Origin of the sequence: Bacillus sp. BB51/4 (assembly GCF_008368845.1) — a bacterium.
GTDB classification, from domain to species: Bacteria; Bacillota; Bacilli; order Bacillales; family Bacillaceae_G; genus Bacillus_A; species Bacillus_A wiedmannii.
In genome coordinates, this window is sequence record NZ_QOSC01000012.1 from 1 (window position 1) to 25,164 (window position 25,164).

18 protein-coding genes, 1 pseudogene and 3 other annotated features are annotated in these 25,164 nt (G+C 34.5%); of the genes and pseudogenes, 16 read left to right on the forward strand and 3 right to left on the reverse strand.

Features of this window, described 5'->3' with window-relative positions; genetic code table 11:
* On the forward strand, positions 1–552 hold a 552-nt coding region (locus tag DN392_RS14595), incomplete at its 5' end, for a 3D domain-containing protein (protein ID WP_255447973.1).
* A 228-nt stretch (positions 553–780) separates the two neighbouring features.
* On the opposite strand, the pseudogene DN392_RS14600 reads toward DN392_RS14595, so the two are convergent.
* Positions 781–1,305: pseudogene (locus tag DN392_RS14600) on the reverse strand (kinase).
* 99 nt (positions 1,306–1,404) lie between these two features.
* On the opposite strand from DN392_RS14600, the gene DN392_RS14605 reads away from it, so the two are divergent.
* Genes DN392_RS14605 through DN392_RS14615 form a run of 3 tightly spaced genes read left to right on the forward strand, consistent with a single transcriptional unit; the run spans position 1,405 to position 2,835 of the window.
* Entirely contained in the window at positions 1,405–1,710 is a 306-nt protein-coding gene (locus tag DN392_RS14605) for a YfzA family protein (RefSeq protein ID WP_063675468.1), read from the forward strand.
* Between the two features lie 12 nt (positions 1,711–1,722).
* The gene (locus DN392_RS14610) at positions 1,723–2,262 is read left to right on the forward strand and encodes a GNAT family N-acetyltransferase (protein ID WP_064057084.1); all 540 of its coding nucleotides are present in this window, start codon (positions 1,723–1,725) and stop codon (positions 2,260–2,262) included.
* A gap of 42 nt (positions 2,263–2,304) precedes the next feature.
* Entirely contained in the window at positions 2,305–2,835 is a 531-nt protein-coding gene (locus DN392_RS14615; protein ID WP_064057085.1) for a cysteine hydrolase family protein, read from the forward strand.
* Between the two features lie 150 nt (positions 2,836–2,985).
* Here the strand turns inward: DN392_RS14615 and DN392_RS14625 are convergent, their stop codons facing one another.
* Positions 2,986–3,423 (reverse strand): YndM family protein, encoded by a 438-nt coding sequence (locus DN392_RS14625; protein WP_001013096.1) that lies wholly within the window; start codon positions 3,421–3,423, stop codon positions 2,986–2,988.
* A gap of 180 nt (positions 3,424–3,603) precedes the next feature.
* Between DN392_RS14625 and DN392_RS14630 the strand changes: the two genes are divergently transcribed.
* From DN392_RS14630 to DN392_RS14675, 10 genes are all read left to right on the forward strand, one after another.
* On the forward strand, positions 3,604–7,083 hold the full coding sequence (locus DN392_RS14630; protein WP_064449467.1) for a DUF4020 domain-containing protein: 3,480 nt from the start codon (positions 3,604–3,606) through the stop codon (positions 7,081–7,083).
* A gap of 107 nt (positions 7,084–7,190) precedes the next feature.
* Positions 7,191–7,427: a binding site (T-box leader), on the forward strand.
* Between the two features lie 54 nt (positions 7,428–7,481).
* Positions 7,482–7,717: a binding site (T-box leader), on the forward strand.
* 194 nt (positions 7,718–7,911) lie between these two features.
* Positions 7,912–8,988, forward strand: a complete 1,077-nt coding sequence (locus DN392_RS14635) for a bifunctional 3-deoxy-7-phosphoheptulonate synthase/chorismate mutase (protein WP_001273578.1) — start codon at positions 7,912–7,914, stop codon at positions 8,986–8,988.
* A 9-nt stretch (positions 8,989–8,997) separates the two neighbouring features.
* Positions 8,998–9,217, forward strand: a binding site (T-box leader).
* A gap of 53 nt (positions 9,218–9,270) precedes the next feature.
* The gene (aroC, locus tag DN392_RS14640) at positions 9,271–10,443 is read left to right on the forward strand and encodes a chorismate synthase (protein WP_061673330.1); all 1,173 of its coding nucleotides are present in this window, start codon (positions 9,271–9,273) and stop codon (positions 10,441–10,443) included.
* Positions 10,444–10,461: 18 nt separating this feature from the next.
* Complete coding sequence (hisC, locus tag DN392_RS14645; protein ID WP_061673331.1) at positions 10,462–11,562, forward strand: histidinol-phosphate transaminase; 1,101 nt, start codon at positions 10,462–10,464, stop codon at positions 11,560–11,562.
* The gene (gene tyrA, locus DN392_RS14650) at positions 11,555–12,655 is read left to right on the forward strand and encodes a prephenate dehydrogenase (RefSeq protein WP_001228146.1); all 1,101 of its coding nucleotides are present in this window, start codon (positions 11,555–11,557) and stop codon (positions 12,653–12,655) included. Before hisC ends, tyrA begins: the two co-directional genes overlap by 8 nt.
* 16 nt (positions 12,656–12,671) lie before the next feature.
* Positions 12,672–13,961: a 3-phosphoshikimate 1-carboxyvinyltransferase gene (aroA, locus tag DN392_RS14655; protein ID WP_000664597.1), complete on the forward strand. Its 1,290-nt coding sequence runs from the start codon at positions 12,672–12,674 to the stop codon at positions 13,959–13,961.
* A 135-nt stretch (positions 13,962–14,096) separates the two neighbouring features.
* A complete protein-coding gene (locus DN392_RS14660) occupies positions 14,097–15,257 on the forward strand; it encodes a GNAT family N-acetyltransferase (RefSeq protein WP_001100977.1) in 1,161 nt (386 codons plus the stop codon).
* A 228-nt stretch (positions 15,258–15,485) separates the two neighbouring features.
* The gene (locus DN392_RS14665) at positions 15,486–16,052 is read left to right on the forward strand and encodes a TetR/AcrR family transcriptional regulator (RefSeq protein ID WP_001107302.1); all 567 of its coding nucleotides are present in this window, start codon (positions 15,486–15,488) and stop codon (positions 16,050–16,052) included.
* 245 nt (positions 16,053–16,297) lie between these two features.
* Positions 16,298–19,414, forward strand: coding sequence for an MMPL family transporter (locus DN392_RS14670; RefSeq protein WP_142292464.1), 3,117 nt, complete (start codon positions 16,298–16,300; stop codon positions 19,412–19,414).
* Positions 19,415–19,772: 358 nt separating this feature from the next.
* Positions 19,773–20,621, forward strand: coding sequence for a P-loop NTPase family protein (locus DN392_RS14675; protein ID WP_088321453.1), 849 nt, complete (start codon positions 19,773–19,775; stop codon positions 20,619–20,621).
* A 21-nt stretch (positions 20,622–20,642) separates the two neighbouring features.
* On the opposite strand, the gene DN392_RS30630 is transcribed toward DN392_RS14675, so the two are convergent.
* Positions 20,643–20,759 carry a YgdI/YgdR family lipoprotein gene (locus DN392_RS30630; RefSeq protein ID WP_223261020.1) on the reverse strand — a complete coding sequence of 39 codons (117 nt, stop codon included), beginning with the start codon at positions 20,757–20,759 and terminating at the stop codon, positions 20,643–20,645.
* A 218-nt stretch (positions 20,760–20,977) separates the two neighbouring features.
* Here DN392_RS30630 and DN392_RS14680 point away from each other — a divergent pair, with 218 nt between their 5' ends.
* Both DN392_RS14680 and ltaS read left to right on the forward strand, forming a co-directional pair.
* Positions 20,978–22,603 carry an ABC-F family ATP-binding cassette domain-containing protein gene (locus tag DN392_RS14680; RefSeq protein WP_000633870.1) on the forward strand — a complete coding sequence of 542 codons (1,626 nt, stop codon included), beginning with the start codon at positions 20,978–20,980 and terminating at the stop codon, positions 22,601–22,603.
* 529 nt (positions 22,604–23,132) lie between these two features.
* Positions 23,133–25,106, forward strand: coding sequence for a lipoteichoic acid synthase (ltaS, locus tag DN392_RS14685; protein ID WP_000811614.1), 1,974 nt, complete (start codon positions 23,133–23,135; stop codon positions 25,104–25,106).
* Positions 25,107–25,164: the final 58 nt, after the last annotated feature.

Below are 25,164 nucleotides of genomic sequence, written 5' to 3' on the forward strand. Positions count from 1 at the left end.
ATAGTAAAACCTAAAGAAGAGGCAAAAGTTAAAGAAGAAGTAAAAGCTAAAGAAGAAGAAAAAGCGCAAGAAATAGCAAAAGCTAAAGAAGAAGAGAGAGCAAGAGAAATAGCAAAAGCTAAAGAAGAAGAGAGAGCAAGAGAAATAGCAAAAGCAAAAGCTAAAGAAGAAGAGAGAGCAAGAGAAATAGCAAAGGCTAAAGAAGAAGAGAGAGCGAAAGAAGTATCAAAAAACAACATACAGTCTGCTAAACGTGAATTAACGGTAGTAGCGACAGCGTATACTGCTGATCCAAGTGAAAATGGTACATATGGTGGACGCGTTTTAACTGCTATGGGGCATGATTTAACGGTAAATCCGAATATGAGAATTATCGCAGTTGACCCGAAAGTAATCCCATTAGGATCTAAAGTATGGGTAGAAGGTTATGGAGAAGCTATCGCTGGTGATACTGGAAGCGCAATTAAAGGTAATCGTATTGATGTATTAATGGGGTCAAAAAGTAAAGCTATGAATTGGGGAAGAAAAACTGTTAAAGTAAAAATTTTATAGTAACTATAATGATCCAAATAGAAGTCAGTTCTCTTTATTGAGGCTGGCTTTTATTTTTTTAGTGGAAGTATGTATGTTGCTACAATTACACAAGATATAGAGGAACGTGAACTTATTCCAGTAGTTGATTTCCAGTTCGGGGAAATGAATATATACTATTATTTATGTAAAGATTGTTCAATTATAAAAACGGAAACACAAAGTACATAACAAGCCTAACATATTATGTTAGGCTTGTTTTTTGATCGCAACATCATTAAGAATTGCATCAAATATATCTTTTTGCGTAAAGTTATCTGTAAAAATAGTTTCTCTGGCAACCTCAATTGTATCGTGCGGATTATACCATTTTTGTAGGGAATCTTCACCAAATTCATGTCGTTTGCCCCTTGTGTTATGTCGTCTAATAGTTTCCTCGAGTAATAAATCAAATTAATATGTAAATGCATTTTCATCAAAATAACGCATTAATTCTTTTAACATCTCACCATACCTACGACTGTTCAATATACCTTCTAAAATAACAAATTCACATTTTCCTTTTCCGTACTTTGTAATTTCAAATAGTAAATCATGTGATAAATTACCCATTGTGTCGTGTACTCTAAGCATATCTCTACGCACAACATCCTGTGATACTAAAAGTGTACCTTGTCCGAAATGTTTTTGTAGTTGCTTTGCAATCGTTGTTTTACCACTTGCGGAGTTTCCTCTAAGAATGATTAAAGTGGATGTAAGTATAGGTTTAGACATAATGTATTCCCCCAACGGTATTAATTATATAGAAAATTTTAACAAATAAAGTGAGGAAAGTGTATAATTAATATGATGGATATTTAAGGAGGGGATTAGATGGGGGATATATTAAAAAATGCACAACCTATATGGAAACGGACTTGGTTTCGTTATCTAGGGGCATTTTTTATTGTTCAGTTACTGTTTATTTTGTGTGAAATAACTGCGTGGGCACCAAACTTTAGGCCAGGCGGAGAGTTTTTTAATAGAATATTAAATTCTCAATTTTTCACTGAATGGTTCACACTCTATACAATCCCGCAATTTAACGTATTTACAGCATTTTTTGCGATTACATTACTACCATATGCATTAGTAGGTGCAATGAAAGATATAACATCAAGAAAAAATATAAAGGAATAATAGAGGTATAATATGCTTTTTCAAAAAGAAGGTTTATTGATTAGATACGTAATGGAAGATGATGCATCTATCATTTCTAAATGGTTAACGGACCCAGCAGTCCTGCGGTATTACGAAGGACGAGATAATCCGCAATCTGTAGAAAAGGTGCTTGATCATTTTATACATAATCCAAACAGTAATGAAAAAAGATGTTTAATAGAATTTGATACCGTTCCGATTGGTTACATACAAATGTACCCAGTTGATTCAGAGTGGAAAGTGTTATATGGCTATAAAGAATCACAAGATGTATGGGGAATGGACCAATTTATCGGTGAACCAGCCTATTGGGGAAAAGGAATTGGGCAAAAACTCGTTCAGGCAGCAATTACATACATTATGGGTGAAATGGGAGCAGAAGCAATCACAATGGATCCGAAAGTAAATAATGAACGAGCGATAAAGTGTTATGAAAAATGCGGATTTAAAAAAGTAAAGATTTTAAAGGAACATGAGCTGCATGAGGGGAAACTAGAAGATTGTTGGATGATGGAATACAAACAATTATAATGAATATGCAATGGCTTATATAAACGAAGGGAGCTGTGCGAAATGAAAAAAGCATTAATCGTAATTGATGTGCAAGCCGGTATGTATACAGCTGGAATGCCAGTACATAATGGGGAAAAGTTTTTACAAACATTGCAAGAGCTTATTGGGGAATGTCGTTCAAATGATATTCCAGTTATTTATGTCCAACATAATGGTCCTAAAGACCATCCGTTAGAAAAAGGTACGGATGGATGGCGAATCCATGCGACCATCACTCCGCAAGAAGGGGATAATATTGTTGAAAAGACGACGCCAGATTCATTCCATAAGACAAACTTAAGCGAAGTGTTACAAGAGAAAGGAATTGAACACGTTATTCTTTCGGGAATGCAAACAGAGTATTGTGTAGATACGACAACGCGCAGAGCATGTAGTGAAGGATATAAAGTAACGTTAGTGAGTGATGCGCATAGTACATTTAATACAGAAGTGTTACGTGCTGAAGATATTGTGAAACATCATAACACAGTATTGGGAGCGTTTGCGGATGTTATTGCATTAAAAGACTTGAAAGTGGCTGCCTCTAAATAAGAGGCAGTTTTTTTATTAGAAAAATAGCGTTAAATATTGTCGGTAAGTCGATATTTTGAAATAGTCGTTTATATAATTTCACGTACCATAATGAAAAAATACAAAAAAGGAGCACCACATAATTAAAAAGGGCGCTCCTGCATCAAAATGTTATTTCTTCTTATCTTTATCCAATACATTCTGTTCTTCAGCAAATTCCGTACCATATGCAAAGCGGCGATTAATATGAATGTTATCGTTGTTGTGCCTTGTGTGTGAGTTAGAAAAGCGATGAACGATTACTTCAGATAATGTAAAGACAGTAGCGGAAAGGAAACTCCCCCATGCAATTTGCATGTAATTGTCTAATAAAATATTACCGAAAATCCATACGCTTAAATACGTTAGTAAGAAATCCGACATAATGGCACCGGTATTGCCTATTCGGTTTAATATGATTTTATCGACGAACATATAGGAAACGATTGTAACAAAGAGACTAAATGAAATAATTTGGACGAACGTTGCAGGGAAAAATAAAGCGAGTCCAATACTAAATGCGATAATGCACGATATAAATTTGATAAGTACTACAGTAAAACCATTCAATATTTACACCTCCGATTTATACATAGTTTTACAATAAATTTAGGAGTTCATACATTGTAACGAATATATTTACATAAAACTTTTTCATGTTCATTTTTTGTCTAAATATTAAAAAAAAAAAGAAAAAATGTTATAGTAAAATGAGAGTATATGACATTTTTAGGCAAGGGGGAATCCATGATGTGGATTACTTCAGAAGTAGAAATTCCAGAGGAGTTAATTGATCATCTTGAACAAGGAAAGTTAGTACTATTTGTTGGAGCGGGAGTTTCTATGAAAGGGAAATCAAACTTACCGAATTTTGATGATCTAGTTGATGAGATTGCGAAAACGTTATATGTAGAAACGCGTGAAATAACAGAACCTCATGATTATTATCTTGGTAAAATTGCGAAAACAAAAGATATACATCAAGTTGCAAGAGATTTAGTTCATATTGAAAAATCAAAGCCGAATCCGCTTCATTATGCGATTCCGAGGTTGTTTCCTTTAGATACGGAAGTCCGCATTGTCACGACAAATTTTGATCGGCATTTTACAACTGCGATGAAAGAAATGAATAGAGAATTAAACGTATATTACGCACCTGCGTTACCTACAGGTAGAGCGTTTAAAGGACTCGCTTACATACATGGCAATATAGAACAAGAGAAAGAAGCTTTAATTTTAACAGATGGTGATTTTGGAAGGGCTTACTTGACCGAAGGCTGGGCAAGAAGGTTTTTAGTTGATTTATTCTCGAATTATACTGTTTTATTCGTTGGATATAGCCATAATGACCCAGTAATGAAATATTTGGCTACTGGTTTACCGCCAAGTACAAGGCGTTATGCATTTGTTGCACAAGGGGAAAATACGTACCATTGGGAGCATTTAGGAATACGGCCGATTGTATACCCGAATAAAGGTAATAATCATCAATCTCTTGTTAAAGCAGTGAAGCGATGGGCAGAATTAATGGGAGATAATTATATTACAAAACGAATGCGGATTCGTGACATAGTAACAGTTCCACCGTCAGTAGAGCAGGAACAATTATCGTACATAAAACAATCCATAAAAAAAATTGAAACAGTCCGCTACTTTGTTGAATTCGCTCATGATTATGAATGGGTGGAATGGCTTGAAGCAGAAGGGAAATTACAAAATTTATTTTTAGTTACATCAAACGATAATGAGGTAGATGAATTACTTGCAGAATGGTTGGTGGAACAATTTCTTTTTAGTCATCAAAAAGAATTATTTCAATTAATTTTTAAAAATCATTCTAAAATATCTCCGTTATTATGGAGAACAATTTGTAGCTACTTAAACGAAACGAAAATTAAAATGGACCCGTTGTTGTTTGCAAGATGGACACTTCTTTTATTAGAAACAGCTGAAAAAGATAGTAAATCTATTGAAAAAATTTCTTGCTTACTGCAAAAATGTTCTTTTCCTGAGCATAAAGAAATTGCTTTATTATTACTAACGTTTATTTTGGACGGAAAACTGAAATTGAAGCGGGAAAGAAAATGGGGAAATGATACGCAAGAATCAATAGAACTTGAGGAATCGAGTCGTTTACCAGTGTCTACATTTTCTTATGTGGAGCAAATTTGGAATGAGAAGATGAAACCTCATATTTCCTATTACGCCGTACCAATTATGATGATGGGAATAGAGAAGATGCGAATGTTATCACTACGACAAACGGCACTGAAAAAAAAGGATAAGGAAAATGTTGAAAAAGAGTTTCAGCAAAATGATCTTGCATTTTTAATTCAAACTGTAAAAGAGTGTTTAGCCTATTTGTGTGAAAATAATGAAAAAAAAGCAAATTATTATATTACAGAAATGATAGAAGCAAACAGCATGCTTCAGAACCGAATTGCAATTGATGCGATGAATAAAAATATATTCGTTAGCGCCGATGCCAAAATGAAATGGTTGTTACAGGAAGGACTTCTTTTAGATGTCACGTATAAACACGAAGTTTTTCAACTTATAAAAAATCATTTCGCACACTCTTTAGAAAAAACAAAGGAAGAGGTTATTCAAATTGTATTGAAGGACCTTGCAGAGGCGAGAGCATTTGATGCTTGTTTAGTTTTAGATTTATTATTCACTTGTGATTCGAATAGTCCATCTACAGCAAAAGGTTATGAGTTAATGAAGCAAAAACATCCTCACTTTCATTCTGATCGATATAGTGTACAAAAGAAAGAGACGGCAGATCAAAGTATTACTTGCAATGTAACTGCTGATGGATTATTGCAGTTGAAAGACGATGAAATTATGAAGCAAGTTCGTCAATTTTCTCAAGATGGTGTTTTTGAACAACGCCATTTTTTAGAGATGTTATCGAAAGCATGTAAGTTGAATATAGAATGGAGTATTTCATTTGCCTATCAATTAGTTGGTACGCACGAAATAAGTAATGAAGTATGGTTTGTTTGTATTAGAGAGTGGCGAAATAATCGAGGATTGACAAATGAACAAATCCAAAAAGTAATTCCGCTATTACAGAAATTTGTTAGAAATACTTCTTTTCATTGGTTAATTAGTAGCTTTCTATATGAAATTAGTAATCGATTAGAAGAGTTAGAGGAAAATAGTATACGCAGTGTGAAACGTTTTGCTTTTTCGGTATTCCCTCAAGTAATGAAAAGTGATACAGATTTTAAGCTTGGAAAACAAGACTTTTACAATGAATCGATCCAGCATCCTGTTGGGAAAATGACAGCTGTATTATTAAAACTGTTATCATATGATCATTTATACGATCGTAATGTATATGAATATTTATTTTTATTTGAAGAACAAGTAAGAGTTAGTAAAGAACGGACAAATTTTATGTTAGCTCGTTTAGTAGCAGATGTTACATTTCTTTATCATATTGAGAAGCAATGGTGCCGAAAATATTTGTTGCCATGCTTAGATTTAAAGAAAGAAAATGAGATTACGAAATATGCATGGGCAGGCTTATGTTACACGCAAATCAATTTACCTTTATTTACAGAAATGAAACGATTTATTAAGTATGCAGTAGAACATTTGGAAGTATTACATCCGCATACGAGGGAAGCTTTCTTGAAATGGCTCAGTTTTGTATTTATTAAATGTGTACTGTATTGGGAGCAAAAAACAGATTGGTTATACCCGTTACTTATACGAGAAAATGAAGAAAATAAAATTAAATTTATGCAGTTTTTATGCTATTACGTCAAAACGTTAAGTGCAAAAGAACAACAAAAATTTTGGGCATCTTGGCTCAGTGTATTTTTGCGAGAGCGACCGAAAATGGGTGAAATCACAGCTAGAGAATATGTAATGCTTTTGCGTATTATTTTATTTATGGATGAAATAGTAGAAAGAGGATTATCTATAATAAAAACATTTTCAGGTTTGGTTGGAAAAGGGAATCAAACGGAGTTAAAACAGTTGTTTAATGAAATGCTTGAAAAGACAGAGAGTATAAAAATGTATAAAGAATTGTATGCAAATGTATTTTTCACTTTACTACAAACGCTTCAAGAAGCCGATTTACTTGAAAATGAAATCATTCAAATAAAAGAAATATTAATCCAGTATGGAGTAGAAAAATATGTATTAAATGCAATAGATAATGAGATAATTCGCATCGGAATTGTTATGGAGAATTTACAAGAAGAAATGTAGGACGGAAGTGGAATTTTAAAAAAAATATAAAAAGTTGTTGACAGTGTTTTGAAAAGCGTTCTATAATACGAATCATACTTATTCAATTTCAAAAACATTTGAATAAACAAAGTGCAATGAAGAGATCACAGTAGTGGTTAGTCTTACTGTAACAGAGAGCTGGTGGTTGGTGTGAACCAGTACAGGGATAATCATGAATTACAGTCTTGGAGCATCTTTTTCGTAGTAAAGATAGTATTGTCTTTATGAAGAAAAAGCGGTCAATTGATCGTTAACAGCGAAGAGAGGTAGACGGAAAGTTAGTCTACAACTAGGGTGGTACCGCGATAAATATCGTCCCTACTGATTTATTCAGTAGGGACTTTTTGTATTTTAGTGGTCTAACTTGAAAATTAAATATATATGCGTTGAAAGGAAAAGCAGTAGTTGTTGTTTCCCTGTAACAGAGAGCTGGTGGTTGGTGCGAACCAGTACAAAAACAAGAGCGAATTACAGTCCTAGAGCATCTTTTTCGTAGTAAAGATAGTATTGTCTTTATGAAGGGAAAGACGGTCAGATGATCGTTAACAATGAAGAGAGGTAGACGAAATAAGTCTACAACTAGGGTGGTACCGCGATAAATATCGTCCCTACTGATTGGATCAGTAGGGATTTTTTGTACAAAAAAGTGGGTTTTGATTGAGTTGATAGTGTCCTTATAGTAAGTATTTGTTTAAAATAAGAAGAGGTATCGATTCCACTTAAATTTTGTATAATTTATCAGTTCAGAAAATAGAGAATTTTTCATTCTCTTACTATACTTTTAAAACATTAGAGGAGGATTTCCAAATGGCAAATCATGAATTAGATCAATTACGTAAACAGGTAGATGAAATTAACTTACAACTATTACACCTTTTAAACAAACGTGGTGAAATCGTTCAAAAAATTGGGGAGCAAAAGCAAGTACAAGGTACGAAACGTTTTGATCCAGTACGTGAGCGTGAAGTACTTGATATGATCGCAGAGCATAACGAAGGACCATTCGAAACGTCAACAGTTCAACACATTTTCAAAACAATCTTCAAAGCTAGCTTAGAATTACAAGAAGATGATAACCGTAAAGCATTACTAGTATCACGTAAAAAGAAACAAGAAAATACAATCGTTAATGTAAAAGGTGAATTGATTGGAAACGGAACACAAACGTTCATCATGGGACCTTGTGCGGTAGAAAGCTTAGAGCAAGTTCGCCAAGTAGGGCAAGCGATGAAAGACCAAGGTCTAAAATTAATGCGCGGTGGTGCTTTCAAACCAAGAACATCTCCATACGATTTCCAAGGTTTAGGAGTAGAAGGATTACAAATTTTACGCCAAGTAGCAGATGAGTTCGACTTAGCGATCATTAGTGAAATCTTAAATCCGAACGATGTTGAAATGGCGCTAGACTACGTTGATGTCATTCAAGTTGGTGCACGTAACATGCAAAACTTCGATTTATTACGAGCTGTAGGTAAAGTTAACAAGCCAGTATTATTAAAACGTGGATTAGCAGCAACAATTGATGAGTTCATTAACGCAGCTGAGTACATCATTGCACAAGGTAACGACCAAATTATTCTATGTGAGCGTGGTATCCGCACATACGAAAGAGCGACACGTAACACATTAGACATTTCAGCAGTACCGATTTTAAAGAAAGAAACACATTTACCAGTAATCGTTGACGTAACGCATTCAACTGGACGCAGAGATTTATTATTACCAACAGCGAAAGCAGCGCTTGCAATTGGCGCAGATGCAGTAATGGCTGAAGTACACCCAGACCCAGCGGTTGCATTATCAGATTCTGCACAACAAATGGATATTCCAGAATTCCATAGATTCATGGATGAGTTAAAAGGTTTCAAAAATAAATTATCTTAATTCCATATCATATATGCGCTGAAGAGGAGACAGTAGTGCTTATCTCACTGTTAAAGAGAGCTGATGGTCGGTGTGAATCAGTACAAAGATAAGCATGAATTACAGCCTTGGAGCATCTTTTCCGCCAACTTTTGGAGGGAAAGACGGTCAAACGATCGTTACAGAAGAAGAGAGGTAGACGATAGTTGTCTACAACTAGGGTGGTACCGCGATAAACATCGTCCCTACTGAGCGCTCAGTAGGGACTTTTTTGTACAAAAAAATAGTAAAGGGGCAAGAGAAATGAGATACATTACAGCTGGAGAATCACATGGACCGCAGTTAACAGTTATTTTAGAAGGTGTACCAGCAGGTTTAACATTAACATCGGAACATATTAATAAAGAATTATTAAGAAGACAAAAAGGGCACGGACGCGGAAGACGCATGCAAATAGAAACTGATACAGTTGAAATTGTAAGTGGTGTTCGTCATGGGATGACACTTGGCTCACCAATAACGTTAATCGTTAAAAATGATGATTTCAAACATTGGACGAAAGTAATGGGTGCAGAGCCAATTTCGGAAAAAGAAAGTAAAGATATGAAACGTACAATTACAAAACCACGTCCAGGACATGCAGATTTAAACGGTGCAATTAAATATGGACATCGTGATATAAGAAACGTATTAGAGCGCTCATCTGCAAGAGAAACGACAGTTCGCGTAGCTGCTGGTGCAGTTGCGAAACAAATTTTGAAAGAATTAGGCGTAGAAATTGCAGGGCATGTTCTTGAAATTGGTGGGGTACAAGCGAAACGAATTTCAAACTTACCAATAGAAGAAATTCAAACGATTACTGAAAATTCACCAGTTCGATGTTTAGATAAAGAAGTAGAACAAGAGATGATGGATGCGATAGATAACGCTAAAAGTAGTGGGGATTCAATCGGCGGTATTGTTGAAGTCATTGCAGAAGGTATGCCAATTGGCGTTGGTAGTTACGTTCATTACGATCGTAAATTAGATGCAAAACTTGCTGGTGCAATTATGAGTATTAATGCATTTAAAGGTGCTGAAATTGGCGTTGGTTTTGAAGCAGCAAGACAGCCAGGAAGTAAAGTACACGATGAGATATTATGGGATGAAGAAAATGGATACACGAGAAAAACGAATAATGCCGGCGGTTTAGAAGGCGGTATGACAACAGGAATGCCAATTGTCGTAAGAGGTGTTATGAAGCCAATACCTACATTATACAAACCGTTAGCAAGCGTTGATATTGATACGAAAGAAGCATTCCAAGCGAGTATTGAAAGATCTGATAGTTGTGCAGTACCAGCAGCAGGTGTAGTAGCTGAATCTGTTATAGCATGGGAACTTGCACATGCACTAGTCGAACAATTCGGAAAAGATCGTATGGATTTAATTCAGCAAAACATTACGCAACATAATAAATACGCAAAAGAATTTTAATAAAAAGGTGGTTTTAACATGCAAGTAAAAGATCAACTATCATCATTACAACCATATAAACCAGGTAAATCACCTGAACAAATGAAAGAAGTGTACGGAGATCATTCATTTGTCAAATTAGCATCAAATGAAAATCCATTCGGCTGCTCACCACGTGTTTTAGATGAGTTGCAAAAATCGTGGTTGGAACATGCTTTATATCCTGACGGAGGTGCTACAGCACTCCGTCAAACAATTGCAAATAAGTTACATGTTCAAATGGAACAAATACTTTGCGGTAGTGGTTTAGATGAAGTCATTCAAATAATAAGCCGTGCAGTACTTAAAGCAGGAGATAACATCGTAACGGCTGGTGCAACATTCCCGCAGTACCGTCATCATGCAATTATTGAAGGTTGTGAAGTGAAAGAAATCCCTTTAAATAACGGTGTATACGATTTAGACGAAATTTCGTCAGCAATAAATAATAATACGAAAATCGTATGGATTTGTAATCCGAACAACCCGACAGGCACATATGTGAATGATCGAAAATTGACTCAATTTATTGAAGGTATTAGTGAAAATACGTTAATTGTCATTGATGAAGCGTACTATGAATACGTAACAGCAAAGGATTTCCCAGAGACATTACCGCTTTTAGAAAAACATAAAAACATTCTTGTACTTAGAACATTTTCTAAAGCGTACGGATTAGCTTCTTTCCGCGTTGGATATGCAATTGGACAGGAAGAGCTAATCGAGAAATTAAATGTCGTACGTTTGCCATTTAACGTATCTTCATTAGCGCAAAAAGCAGCGACGATTGCTTTTGGTGATGACGAGTTTATTGAGGAAATAGTTCGTGTGAATACAGAGGGATTACAACAATACGAAAGCTTTTGTAAAGAAAATGAAATTCCGTTTTATCCATCGCAAACAAATTTCATCTTCTTGCCAGTTGAGAATGCTGGGGAGATTTATGAAGCTTGTGCACACGCAGGATTTATTATTCGTCCGTTCCCAAATGGTGTCCGTATTACAGTCGGAACAAGGGAGCAAAATGAAGGAGTGATTTCAGTGTTAAAACAACACTTTGAAAATAAAAAAAGAAAGTCTCGAGATGAGGAAAATGCGTAAAAAGGTAGTTTTAATTGGAACTGGTTTAATCGGAGGCTCTCTCGCATTAGCAATTAAGAAAGAGCACGATGTAACGATAACAGGTTATGATATATTTCAAGAACAAGTAGAGCGTGCAAAAGAATTACATGTAGTAGATGAAGTAGCAGTAGATTTACAGCATGCATGTGAAGAGGCGCATTTAATTGTGTTTGCTTCTCCAGTTGAAGAAACGAAGAAGTTATTACACAAATTAGCGTCATTTCATTTACGAGAAGATGTTATTGTAACAGATGTTGGTAGTACAAAAGGGACGATCATGAATGAAGCGGAAGCTTTATTTTCAAAGGAAGTCTCTTTTATTGGTGGACATCCGATGGCAGGTTCTCATAAAACGGGAGTTGAAAGTGCAAAAGCACATTTATTTGAAAATGCATTTTATATTTTAACGCCGATGAATCATGTGCCAAATGAACATGTGGAAGAACTGAAGCGTTGGTTACAAGGAACAGGATCTCATTTTCTCGTTCTAAATACAGAGGAACATGATTATGTAACAGGGATCGTTAGTCATTTTCCGCATCTTATCGCAGCTGGATTAGTAAAGCAAGTGGAGAAACATGCAGGAGATAATCCGCTCATTCATCAACTAGCTGCCGGAGGGTTTAAAGACATTACACGTATCGCATCTAGTAGCCCAAAAATGTGGAGTGATATTGTTAAGCAAAATCGCGAGCATTTAATGGTATTATTAAAAGAGTGGATCTCTGAAATGGAAGATTTATATGATACAGTTTCTACCGGAGATGCAGGCGAGATTCAAAACTATTTTGCAGACGCGAAAGAATACCGTGACTCTTTACCAGTACGAAAGAGAGGGGCAATTCCTGCCTATCACGACTTATACGTCGATGTTTTAGATAAAGTAGGGGCATTGGCTCATATTACGAGTATTTTGGCACGCGAAGAAATTAGTATTACGAACTTGCAAATATTAGAAGCACGTGAAGGGTTGCTTGGGGTATTACGTATTAGCTTCCAAAGAGAAGAAGATCGTATGAAAGCAAAGCTAGCGCTTAGAGAAGAAAAATACCAAACTTATGAAACAATTTAAATGAGAAGGTGAAAACATGAAGGAAAGAACAATAGAACCTGTTAATAACGGATTAAATGGTATTATTACAATTCCAGGAGATAAATCCATTTCACACCGCGCTGTCATGTTCGGCGCGATTGCAGAAGGAAAAACAACAATTAAAGGTTTCTTGCCCGGTGCAGACTGTTTAAGTACAATTTCTTGCTTTAAAGAAATGGGAGTAGAAATCGTGCAAAATGGTGATGAAGTCACTGTAGTTGGTAAAGGATTAGAAGGCTTACAAGAACCGAAAGCTGTATTAGATGTTGGTAATTCTGGTACAACAATACGTTTAATGTCAGGAATTTTGGCAAATACACCATTTTTCTCTTGCGTACAAGGTGATGCATCTATCGCAAAAAGACCGATGAAACGTGTTACAAATCCATTAAAACAAATGGGTGCAAACATTGATGGCCGCGAAGAAGGGACGTTTACACCGTTAACAATACGTGGTGGAGATTTAAAAGCAATTGAATACACTTCACCTGTAGCGAGTGCGCAAGTAAAGTCAGCTATTTTACTTGCAGGTCTTCGTGCAGAAGGTGTAACAGCTGTTACAGAACCACATATTTCACGTGATCATACGGAAAGAATGCTTGAAGCATTTGGTGTTAACGTAACTCGCGAGGGAAAAACAGTGAAACTTGCAGGTGGACAGAAGTTAACAGCGACAGACGTTCAAGTACCAGGTGACGTATCATCAGCAGCATTTTTCTTAGTAGCAGGTGCAATTATTCCAAATAGTAAACTAGTATTACAAAATGTAGGAATGAATCCAACTCGTACAGGTATTATTGATGTTTTAGAGAAAATGGGTGCTACTTTTACTGTAGAGCCAATTAACGAAGGAGCATCAGAACCAGCTGCAAATATTACAATTGAAACATCTTCATTAAAAGGAATCGAAATTGGCGGAGATATTATCCCAAGATTAATCGATGAAATTCCTGTTATCGCCTTAGCGGCAACGCAAGCAGAAGGAATTACAGTAATTAAAGATGCGCACGAATTAAAAGTAAAAGAAACGAACCGTATTGATACAGTCGTTGCGGAGTTAACGAAACTAGGAGCGCGCATAGAAGCAACTGATGACGGGATGATTATTTACGGGAAATCAGCACTAAAAGGCAATACAGTAAATAGTTATGGTGATCACCGCATCGGAATGATGCTTGCAATTGCCGGCTGTCTAGCAGAAGGAAAAACAACAATTGAAGACGCAGAAGCAGTAGGCGTATCATATCCTACATTCTTCGAAGAACTTCAAAAGTTAGCAAAATAAAGTAATAAAAAGCAGATACGGGATGTATCTGCTTTTTATATTGGATTCGTGTCGTTAAGTCCATATAATTGCATTCACCGCGCTGGAATATTGAGAATTATGGTACAATTCAAACAAGGAATGGAGGAGAAATATATGAACGTTATACGATTAAAAGAAGATAGATTTAGAGAAGCATTACGCTTATCGGAATACGCTTTTCAATATAAAGTTGATGAGGAACGATTGCAACAACAACTTACAAAGATGAAAGAAAGTCATGAAATATACGGTATTATGGAAGGGAAAGATGTAGCAGCAAAACTGCATCTTATTCCGTTTCATATATACATAGGCAAAGAAAAATTAAAAATGGGAGGCGTTGCAGGGGTAGCGACGTATCCAGAGTATAGAAGAAGCGGGTATGTAAAAGAATTGCTTCAACACTCACTTCAAACGATGAAAAATGACGGATATACAGTATCAATGCTACATCCATTTGCTGTTTCATTTTACCGTAAATACGGCTGGGAACTTTGTGCGAATCTCTTTGTATGTCATATGACAAAGAGTGATTTAGTTATGAAAAAACAAGTAAATGGTACTGTAAAACGTTTCAATAAAGAAAATCACCCAGAAGAGGTCGAAAAGATTTATGAAACATTTGCAGAACGTTTTTCCGGTATGCTAGTTCGCGATGAAAAATGGTGGTTACAAGCTGTTTATGATGATTTAACATTAGCGATTTATTACGATAAAAATAAAACGGCAGCTGGCTACATGCTATATAAAATAGAAAACTATAAAATGACAGTAGAAGAATTTGTTCCACTGTATAATGAAGCGCGAAATGGTCTGTGGAACTTTATTTGTCAGCATGATTCTATGATTAAAGAATTTGAAATGACAGTAAGTGAAAATGAACCGTTATTATATACACTAAAAGAGCCACGCGTGAAAGCAGAAATAAAGCCATATTTTATGGGCAGAATTGTAGATGTGGAGCAGTTCTTAAAACAATATGAGTTGAATTGGAACAATGCACAGCAAGAAGTGATTTTACATATTATAGATTCATTTGCACCGTGGAATAACGTTACAGTGAGGCTTGCAAATCATGAAATAACAATTATAGAAGAAGAAATAAAGGATAAAGGAATTAGGCTAGATATAAATGCATTATCTACAATAATGTTTGGATACAAACGTCCGTTAGAACTTAATGAACTAGAATTAATTAGCGGAAGTGAAGAGGAAATACGAGCGTTTGAGAATATAGTTCCAGTACGTAAAGCATTTATTTATGATTTCTTTTAAGTTATAAATAGGAAATTGAGCTGTCCCAAATAAAATTTTGGGACGGCTCAAATTATATTGTCAGTTTTTGTCGGTAAGTCGATATATCTTGAAAATCGCTCATATAATTTTTTCACAAACAAGGGATTAAAAACGAAACGATACTGGTCACGCACTTGACTTTTAATCCATGTAATTTATAATTAAAAACGGAATGAATTTTCATTCCTGAAAATAGAGGTGGAAAAAATGGCTAAAAACAAACAAGAGGATATTTTTGATGCTGCGATGCAACTTTTCGCAGAGCGTGGTTACGATGGTACGACAATTCCAATGATCGCTGAAAAAGCAAAGGTCGGTGCGGGTACTATTTATCGCTACTTTGAAAATAAAGAGGCGCTTGTTAACTCATTATTTTCAAAAAGTATGTTAGAGCTTTCTGAAATGATAAAAACGGATTTTCCTGTTGAAGCAAATATTCGTGAACAGTTTAGTCATACGTACAACCGTTTATTTGAATTTGCGAGAAACAATGTGGACGCTTTTTTGTTTACAAATTCTCACTGCGATAGTTATTTTCTTGACGAACAAAGTAAGCAAATATTTGACGATTTTATAGGCTTCTTTATGAATATTATTGAAGATGGAATCGCAAAAGGTTTTCTTCGTCCATTGCCTCCAGTTGCTTTAATTATTATTGTATATCAACCGCTAGAAAAACTAACGAAGGTAATTGCAACAGGACAATTAGAATACTCAAAAGAATTAGTAAAAGAATTGGAAGAAAGTTCTTGGAACGCTATTAGAATCATTTGATTCTATAGCTAATAAGTATAGGAATGAATATTCATTCCTGGATATATTTAAAACATGAGAGTAGGAGAGGATATTTGTGTAACGATAGGAATGAACATTCATTCCGGTAAAGGTAGTTTAATAGAATTTACAAAATAATGTAATAGGATGATAGGAATGAACGTTCATTCCGAAAAAAAGTATTTTTAAAAGGATAGGAATGAATATTCATTCCCTTTTAATTTTCAAAATGGGAGATGATTAAAATGAGTAAGCTGAAAAATTGGAGAAGTTTATCTTTTCTATTATGGATAGTTATTACTATTACAATGATCGTAACGATGCCTAATATGGATAAATTAGTGAAAGAAAAAGGGCACATTACGATTCCTAATACAGAACAAAGTAGTATTGCTGACAAGATGATAAAAGAGATGGATAAAGACGGGACTGAAAAGTATGAAATTATAGCTGTTTTTAATAGTGGAAGTAAAACAGCTTTAACAACTGAACAAAAAGAGGAAATAATAAAAACAATCAATGCTTTACAAAATGAAAAAGAGCAATTAGGAATTAAGGAAGTTGTTTCACATTTAGATAATAAAGATTTGGAAAAACAGTTGATATCTAAAGACAATACGACCATTTTAACGCAAATCTCTGTAAATAAAAAAAATGGTGAAATATCAAAAGTTGCAAATGGGCTTCATAAAAAAGTGCAAACGAAAGGGGTAAAAACGTACTTAACAGGAAGTGATTTAATAGCGGGTGATTTTCTTACTTCCTCTCAAGAGGGAGTGAAGAAGACAGAAGTTATTTCTATCATTTTCATTCTAGTTGTATTAATCATTGTATTTCGTTCACCAATTGTTCCGATTGTTTCCCTTCTTACTGTTGGTGTATCATATTTAGTTTCAATGGGGATTATTGCCCATTTAGTAGATCAATTTAATTTTCCGTTTTCTAACTTTACACAAGTGTTTGTAGTCGTTGTCCTGTTTGGGGTTGGAACAGACTATAACATTTTATTATATACAAGATTTAAAGAAGAATTAAGTAAACAAGAAAATGCATTTTTGGCTACGAAAGAAACGTTTAAATCAGCAGGGAAAACCGTTTTATATAGCGGGATAGCAGTACTAATTGGTTTTGCATCTCTTGCTTTAGCGAGTTTTAAATTATATCAATCTACTTCAGCCGTAGCAATTGGTGTAGCAGTATTATTACTCGTATTAACTACGTTAAATCCATTTTTTATGGTGCTTTTAGGAAAAGGAATGTTTTATCCAGTTAAAACATTTAAAGGTCATGAGGATAGTCGTTTATGGGGATTTCTTGCGAAAAACTCAGTAGTAAGACCGTTCGCAGCTTTAATCATCGTATTTGTGATATCGATTCCTTTCGTAATGAAATACTCTAACACACTAAATTACAATGACTTATTTGAAGTAGACAATAAGTACGAATCAAAGATGGGGATTAACGTAATAGAAGATCATTTTCCGCCTGGTTTTTCTTCACCAAGTACGTTAGTGATTCAATCAAACAAAAAATTAGATGAAGGAACGTCTCTACAAACTTTAGACGAACTAACTAATAAGATTTTGAAAGTGAAAGGTGTTTCAGAAGTATATTCACCGACGCGTCCAACCGGTGAAAGGATAAAAGAACTATATATAAATAAACAAGCGGGAGAATTGAATACAGGTTTAGGAGATGCCAATGGTGGCATAAAAGAAATCAATGATGGTTTAACGGATGCTAAAAATAAAATGGGTGGTAATGAGTCAGACGGCCTCGCAAATGTTCAAAAGTTAATTGATGGAACGAACGAGGCGGAAAATGGTGTATCGGCTTTAGGAACAGCGTTGAATCAATTATCGAATGGAATAAACGATGGGGCACAAGGAGCACAGCAAATTGAGAGTGGGTTAACTTCAGTAAATGAAAATATAAATGTCCTATCTAATGCAACGTCACAGCTTCATGCTGGCTATGCACAGTTAGAAAAAGGTTTAAGTGCTTACAATCAATACTTCGGAAGCATTTCTCAAGCGATTGATGGTGCGAAAAAAGGATACGAACAAATCGAAATGTTAATGACCAATTTCATTCAAACGAAACCAGAATTAGCAAATGATCCGAACATACTGCAAACGATAGGAATTGCTAAAGAGGCTCAAAAGCAATTAAGTATACTATCAAAAGAATTAAATGAATTAGCAACGCAGCATAAAGCGGCGATGGGGTCATTTAAAGAAGCGAATCAATCGTTATCGAAAGTGGATAACGGCTTAAAAGAAATGAGCAATGGAGTTATTAAATTACAAAAAGGGGCAGCTGATCTTAAAAATGGATTAAATGAAGGTGCTTCAGGTTCAAAACAAATTGCGAACAAGTCATCAGAGTTACAAACCGGATTAACAAAAATAAATGATGGGCAAGGCCAGCTATTAACTGGGCTGAAAGACTTGCAAGAAAAGATGGGGCAATTACAATCAGGCTTATCTAAAAGTACAGAAGGGCTTGGAAAAGTAAGTAACGGCCTAAATGACGCACAGAAATATTTAGGCGAGCTAAATGAATCCAAAAGCTCTGAGAAGTTTTATATTCCAAAAGAAGTGTTAGAGGGAGAAGATTTCCAAAAATCATTGAATACGTACATGTCACATGATAGAAAGACTGCTAAAATGACAATCATTTTAGACGTAAATCCATATTCAAAAGAAGCGATGCCAATCATTGAAGAAATTAATAAAACGATAGACGGTACGTTAAATGGTACAGAATTAAAATCGGCGAAAAAAGCAATCGGTGGCACAACAGCTAGAAACGTTGATTTAAAAGAAGTAACAGGCCAAGATTTCTTACGTACAGCTACAATTATGTTAATTGGCATTGCGATCGTATTAATCATGATTACACGTTCATTATTAAACACAATCTTTATTATTGGATCGCTAATATTAGCGTACTTTGCATCACTAGGTATAAGTGAACAAATTAGTACGCATGTTTTACATGTAGATTCATTAAGCTGGAATGTTCCATTCTTTAGTTTCATAATGATTGTCGCTTTAGGAGTGGATTATAGTATTTTTGTAATGATGAGATACAATGAGTTAGAAGGGGACCCAGCGACGAAAATTGTAAATGCATCTCGTCACATAGGGGGAGTCGTATTATCAGCGGCACTGATTCTAGTTGGTACATTTGCTGCATTAATCCCTTCAGGTGTATTGACACTTATACAAGTAGCATCTGTTGTTGGTGTTGCACTGTTACTATTAGCGATAATTGTGATGCCAATATTATTACCTGCTTTAATAGGGTTAACGAGTAAAATGAAGGATTATACAAAGAAATTAAGCAAAAGAAAATAAAAGAATCCCCTTTTAAAAGTATGCCATTTACCACGAAGGAAGGGAAAAAGTAAACAGTAAACATACCAGCACAACGATTGGGGATTACTGACAAAGTGTTTGATTTAAAAGATATAATTTACTTTAGATAGTTCACTCAAATAAGAGTGGACTATATTTTTTTAAAAGGTAAATGGAAAATTTATGTTAAAATAATTATAGACATTGTGAAAAAATGTTCTTAAACTAATGGTCAGGTTGCTTTAAGAATGATTTTTCAAAAGAAATGGTGAATATCATATTTTGAAGGGGTGATTGCAGTGGAGTAAGTGATTTTTTTAATCTTGGTTAAATACTTTGAAGGAAGGGATTTATAACTATGAATACAAAACTAATAATAGTAGAAGGATTACCTGGATTTGGAAAATCAACCACTGCAAAGCTAATAAATGAAATTCTAAGCCAAAATAAAAGTGAAGTTGAACTATTTTTAGAGGGGAACTTGAACCACCCAGCCGACTATGATGGTGTATCTTGTTTTAATAAATTTGAATTCGATAGATTATTATATAACAGTGGAGATTTTAAAGAAGTGCTTCTTAAAAGAGTTCTAAAAAAAGGAAGCAATTATTTATTACCATACAGAAAGATAAAAAATGAGTTTGGTGACCAATTTTCGGACGAATTATTTCACGATATTTTCAAAAACGATATATATGAATTACCATTCGATAAAAATGTTGAATTAATTGCTGACAAATGGAATGACTTTGCTGAAATTGCTCTAGAAGACAATAAGGTTTATATCTTTGAATGTTGTTTCATACAAAATCCATTAACGATTGGGATGATTAAATATGGTGAACAAAAAGAAAAAATAATAAATTATGTAATGAAAGTTGCAAAAATCATAGAGAATTTAAATCCAATGTTATTGTATGTAGAACAAGATAATCTTGAATTTTCATTTAGGAAGGCATTAAAAGAAAGAACTCCAGAATGGTCCACAGGAATTGTCGACTATTACACTAACCAAGGCTATGGGAAAGAACATAACCATTCAGGTGTAGAAGGAGTAATAAAAGTTCTTGAAGCTAGAAGGAATTTAGAGTTAGAAATATTCGATATGTTAAAAATGAAAAAAGAAAAAATCAATAATACAAAATATGAAATTGACTCATATAGGTCAATGTTAAAAGATAAGTTAACAATACAAATGGTGAAATAGTTTTTTACACAAACTGGTGCTTTATTCTTTTTTCTCTTGTTTTGATTCAATAGGTGTTTTTGCATTGTTATTACTACTACATGCAGTTAAGGAAGCAATTGATAAACATAATGCTACAATTATAAATATTTTCTTCAAAATAAATCATCCTTAAAGTGTGCATGTAACTTTAATATAATTAAAAACAAATGTTTTATTCAATTTTGAAAAGAAAGGAATAGCAATCAACCGTTGCTATTCATCCCTTTTCTACTATATAATAGCTATAGTCTACAATAGTTGAGTCGTAATATGCGATTTTTTAAGACAATCGGTGAGAAAATGCTGAAATAAGCGGTATTAGTAGGAGGACACAAATGATTACAGTAAGTAACGTTAGTTTGCGTTTCGCGGATCGCAAATTGTTTGAAGATGTTAACATAAAATTCACGCCAGGTAACTGCTACGGTTTAATCGGAGCAAACGGTGCGGGTAAATCAACATTTCTAAAGATTTTATCTGGAGAAATCGAACAATCAACAGGTGATATACATATTACGCCAGGTGAGCGTCTAGCAGTATTAAAACAGAACCACTTCGAATATGAAGAGTTCCCAGTATTAGAAACAGTAATTATGGGTCACACGCAACTTTATAAAGTAATGCAAGAGAAAAATGCCATTTACATGAAAGAAGACTTTAGTGATGAAGATGGTATGCGTGCTGCTGAACTTGAAGGTGAGTTCGCGGAGCTTAACGGTTGGGAAGCAGAATCAGAAGCTGCAATCCTTCTTAAAGGTTTAGGTATTGGTGAAGATGTTCATGATAAGAAATTGTCAGAATTAACTGGGGCAGAGAAAGTAAAAGTATTACTTGCTCAAGCATTATTCGGTAAACCTGACATTCTATTACTAGATGAGCCTACCAACCACTTGGACTTAAAAGCGATTCAATGGTTAGAAAACTTCTTAATGAACTTTGAAAATACAGTAATCGTTGTATCCCATGACCGTCACTTCTTAAATAAAGTTTGTACGCACATGGCTGATCTTGATTTCGGTAAAATTCAACTTTATGTTGGTAACTATGACTTCTGGTATGAGTCAAGCCAATTAGCTTTAAAATTAACACAAGATGCTAATAAGAAAAAAGAAGAGAAAGTAAAAGAGTTACAAAACTTCATTGCACGCTTTAGCTCAAACGCATCTAAAGCGAAACAAGCAACTTCTCGTAAAAAATTATTAGATAAAATTACATTAGATGATATTAGACCATCATCACGTCGTTACCCATTTGTTGGCTTTACACCTGAGCGTGAAATAGGAAATGACTTATTAACTGTTGAAGGTCTTTCTAAAACAATTGATGGTGAAAAAGTGTTAGATAATGTGTACTTCACTTTAAATAAAGGTGATAAAGTTGCATTTATCGGTCGTAACGATATTGCGATGACAACATTATTTAAAATCCTTATGGGTGAAATGGAGCCAGATAGCGGTTCATTCAAATGGGGCGTTACAACATCTCAATCTTACTTCCCAAGAGATAACTCTAAATACTTTGAGAACAGTGACTCCAACTTAGTTGATTGGTTACGCCAATTCTCTCCACAAGATGAGTCAGAAAGCTTCTTACGTGGTTTCTTAGGCCGTATGTTATTCTCAGGTGAAGAAGTTAAGAAGAAAGTTTCTGTATTATCTGGAGGCGAAAAAGTTCGTTGTATGCTATCTAAAATGATGTTAAGTGGTGCGAACGTAATCACACTTGACGATCCAACGAACCACTTAGACCTTGAGTCTATCACTGCATTAAACAACGGTTTAATCGCATTTAAAGGTACAATGTTATTCACATCTCATGACCATCAGTTCGTACAAACAATTGCAAACCGCATTATCGAAGTAACGCCAAACGGTGTAATCGATAAAGAGGCTACTTACGATGAGTTCTTAGAAAATGAAGAACTTCAAAAACAAGTAGAAGCAATGTACAAAGGTCAATAATAAATGATGAAAAACCTCGCTCTCTTTATGAGAGCGAGGTTTTTTTATAATCTTTTATTTTATGAATTGTGAATAATTATACAGAAATAACTTTAGAGAAGAAAAGACCTTTTGATGTTATATATAGAGAAAGGACTGTATCAAGAATAAACTTGAAATATATGAAGGAATTTAGTATACACCGAAAAAAACAAATACTATCTATTGTGAATTTCGTTATATTACATTAATGTTCCAGAACTGGAGACATATTTATTTGCGAAGCAGTAAAGAAAGGTTTATAGTATGTGGAGTCATAATTAGTGGATGAGACTTGGGAGAAAACAGAAAATGTTACAAATTTATTTTATTAAATAGAAACCAAGGTCAAAATGTCTAGAAAGAAATAGTTGAATAAATACTAGCTTCAAATTATAATTACTAATATTCTTCATTTAGTTAAACAAACAAAATCTATTTGAAGATAAAAAATTGAATAGAGACAGACTTATAAAAAAATAAGCCTTGGATGATCAAAAGAGGTGGAGAGATGAAACAATTACTATTAAAGAGTAAGCGAGTGTTAAGCAATCACTTTGGATTTTTCGTGTTTGCCATTATTTTATTCTGGTTAAAAACATACGCAGCATATGTGACAGAATTTAATTTAGGGATATCCAACACAATCCAAAAGTTTTTACTGTTTTTCAACCCGTTAAGCTCAGCAGTTTTATTTTTAGGGCTCGCATTATTCGCAAAGGGGAAACGTGCTTACATTTGGTTAATTGTTATTAATTTGTTAATGTCTATACTGCTATACGCAAACGTAGTATATTATCGCTTTTTCAGTGACTTTATTACGTTCCCGACATTAACACAAACGAATAACTTTGGAGATTTAGGTGGTAGTATTTTTGCATTGCTACACGCATATGATCCACTATATTTCTTAGATACAATCATTTTAATCGTTTTAGTTGCAACAAAATTTGCAAATCCAAAACCAATTCGTGTTGCGAAACATAAAGTATCACTAGTATTTGTAGCAGGTATTTTATTATTCAGCATTAATTTAGGTCTTGCAGAATCCGATCGTCCTGAATTATTAACAAGAACATTTGATCGCAATTACATTGTGAAATATTTAGGGGCATACAACTATACGATTTATGATGGCATTCAAAGTGCGAAAGCATCAACAGAACGAGCGTTAGCTGATGGAGATAATATGACAGAGGTTAGAAATTATCTTGCATCAACATATGCAAGTCCTAATCCTGAGTACTTCGGTAAAGGAAAAGGAATGAACGTAATTTATATTCATTTAGAATCATTCCAAAACTTTTTAATTGATTATAAATTAAACGGGCAAGAAGTTACACCGTTCTTAAATTCATTTACAAAAGATGCGAATACGCTATACTTTGATAACTTCTTCCATCAAACAGGACAAGGTAAAACATCTGATGCTGAGTTCATGCTAGAAAACTCAATGTATGGGTTACCACAAGGATCTGTTTTTACAAATAAAGCTCATAACACGTATCAATCAGCACCAGCTATTTTAGGTCAACAAGGATACACATCAGCTGTATTCCATGGTAATTACAAAACGTTCTGGAACCGTGATGATATTTATAAATCATTTGGTTTCAATAAATTTTTTGATGCGTCATACTATGATATGAATGAAAAAGATGTAGTAAACTATGGATTAAAAGATAAACCGTTCTTTAACGAATCAATTCCGTTATTACAAACATTGAAACAACCGTTCTATACGAAGTTCATTACGTTATCGAACCATTTCCCTTATCCAATTGATAAAGCGGAAGCAACAATTGAACCAGCGACTACAGGTGATTCATCAGTAGATACGTACTTCCAAACAGCACGTTATTTAGATGAGTCTGTAAAAGGATTTTTGGATTACTTGAAACAATCTGGTTTATACGATAACTCAATTATCGTTATGTACGGTGATCATTACGGTATTTCAGATAACCATGGCGCAGCAATGTCTCAAGTAATGGGTAAAGAAATGAACTCATTTGAAAATGCACAACTGCAACGTGTGCCATTAATCATTCGTGTTCCAGGAATGAAGGGCGGCGTACAACATCAATACGGCGGAGAAATTGATGTTCTGCCGACACTATTACACTTACTAGGTACAGATACGAAAAATTATGTCCAGTTCGGATCAGATTTATTATCACCAGAGCATAAACAAGTTGTTCCATTCCGTAACGGTAACTTCGTAAGTCCAACAGTTACTGCACTGAATGGAAAATACTATGATACAGCTACTGGTGAATCTGTAGAATTAACAGACGAAATAAAACAAAATGAACAAATGGTTCAAAAATCACTGAAATACTCTGACCAAGTCGTAAACGGTGACTTATTACGATTCTATACACCGGAAGGATTTACACCGGTCGATCGTTCGAAGTACAACTATAACCATCGTGACAAAAATAAAACGAAGGTAAAGACGACTGAAGACGGAGAAACGAAATAAATATTAAAAAGCGCTACTCATATGAGTAGCGCTTTTGTTTGTACATATAACGTTGTCA

Excerpts from the sequence above, each read along its gene's own strand:
- aroA (WP_000664597.1), top strand. The coding sequence starts at position 12,672 with ATGAAGGAAAGAACAATAGAACCTGTTAATAACGGATTAAATGGTATT.
- DN392_RS14610 (WP_064057084.1), top strand. The coding sequence starts at position 1,723 with ATGCTTTTTCAAAAAGAAGGTTTATTGATTAGATACGTAATGGAAGAT.
- DN392_RS14675 (WP_088321453.1), top strand. The coding sequence starts at position 19,773 with ATGAATACAAAACTAATAATAGTAGAAGGATTACCTGGATTTGGAAAA.
- aroC (WP_061673330.1), top strand. The coding sequence starts at position 9,271 with ATGAGATACATTACAGCTGGAGAATCACATGGACCGCAGTTAACAGTT.
- DN392_RS14665 (WP_001107302.1), top strand. The coding sequence starts at position 15,486 with ATGGCTAAAAACAAACAAGAGGATATTTTTGATGCTGCGATGCAACTT.
- tyrA (WP_001228146.1), top strand. The coding sequence starts at position 11,555 with ATGCGTAAAAAGGTAGTTTTAATTGGAACTGGTTTAATCGGAGGCTCT.
- DN392_RS14680 (WP_000633870.1), top strand. The coding sequence starts at position 20,978 with ATGATTACAGTAAGTAACGTTAGTTTGCGTTTCGCGGATCGCAAATTG.
- DN392_RS14630 (WP_064449467.1), top strand. The coding sequence starts at position 3,604 with ATGTGGATTACTTCAGAAGTAGAAATTCCAGAGGAGTTAATTGATCAT.
- DN392_RS14660 (WP_001100977.1), top strand. The coding sequence starts at position 14,097 with ATGAACGTTATACGATTAAAAGAAGATAGATTTAGAGAAGCATTACGC.
- DN392_RS14635 (WP_001273578.1), top strand. The coding sequence starts at position 7,912 with ATGGCAAATCATGAATTAGATCAATTACGTAAACAGGTAGATGAAATT.
- DN392_RS14605 (WP_063675468.1), top strand. The coding sequence starts at position 1,405 with ATGGGGGATATATTAAAAAATGCACAACCTATATGGAAACGGACTTGG.
- DN392_RS14670 (WP_142292464.1), top strand. The coding sequence starts at position 16,298 with ATGAGTAAGCTGAAAAATTGGAGAAGTTTATCTTTTCTATTATGGATA.
- hisC (WP_061673331.1), top strand. The coding sequence starts at position 10,462 with ATGCAAGTAAAAGATCAACTATCATCATTACAACCATATAAACCAGGT.
- DN392_RS14615 (WP_064057085.1), top strand. The coding sequence starts at position 2,305 with ATGAAAAAAGCATTAATCGTAATTGATGTGCAAGCCGGTATGTATACA.
- ltaS (WP_000811614.1), top strand. The coding sequence starts at position 23,133 with ATGAAACAATTACTATTAAAGAGTAAGCGAGTGTTAAGCAATCACTTT.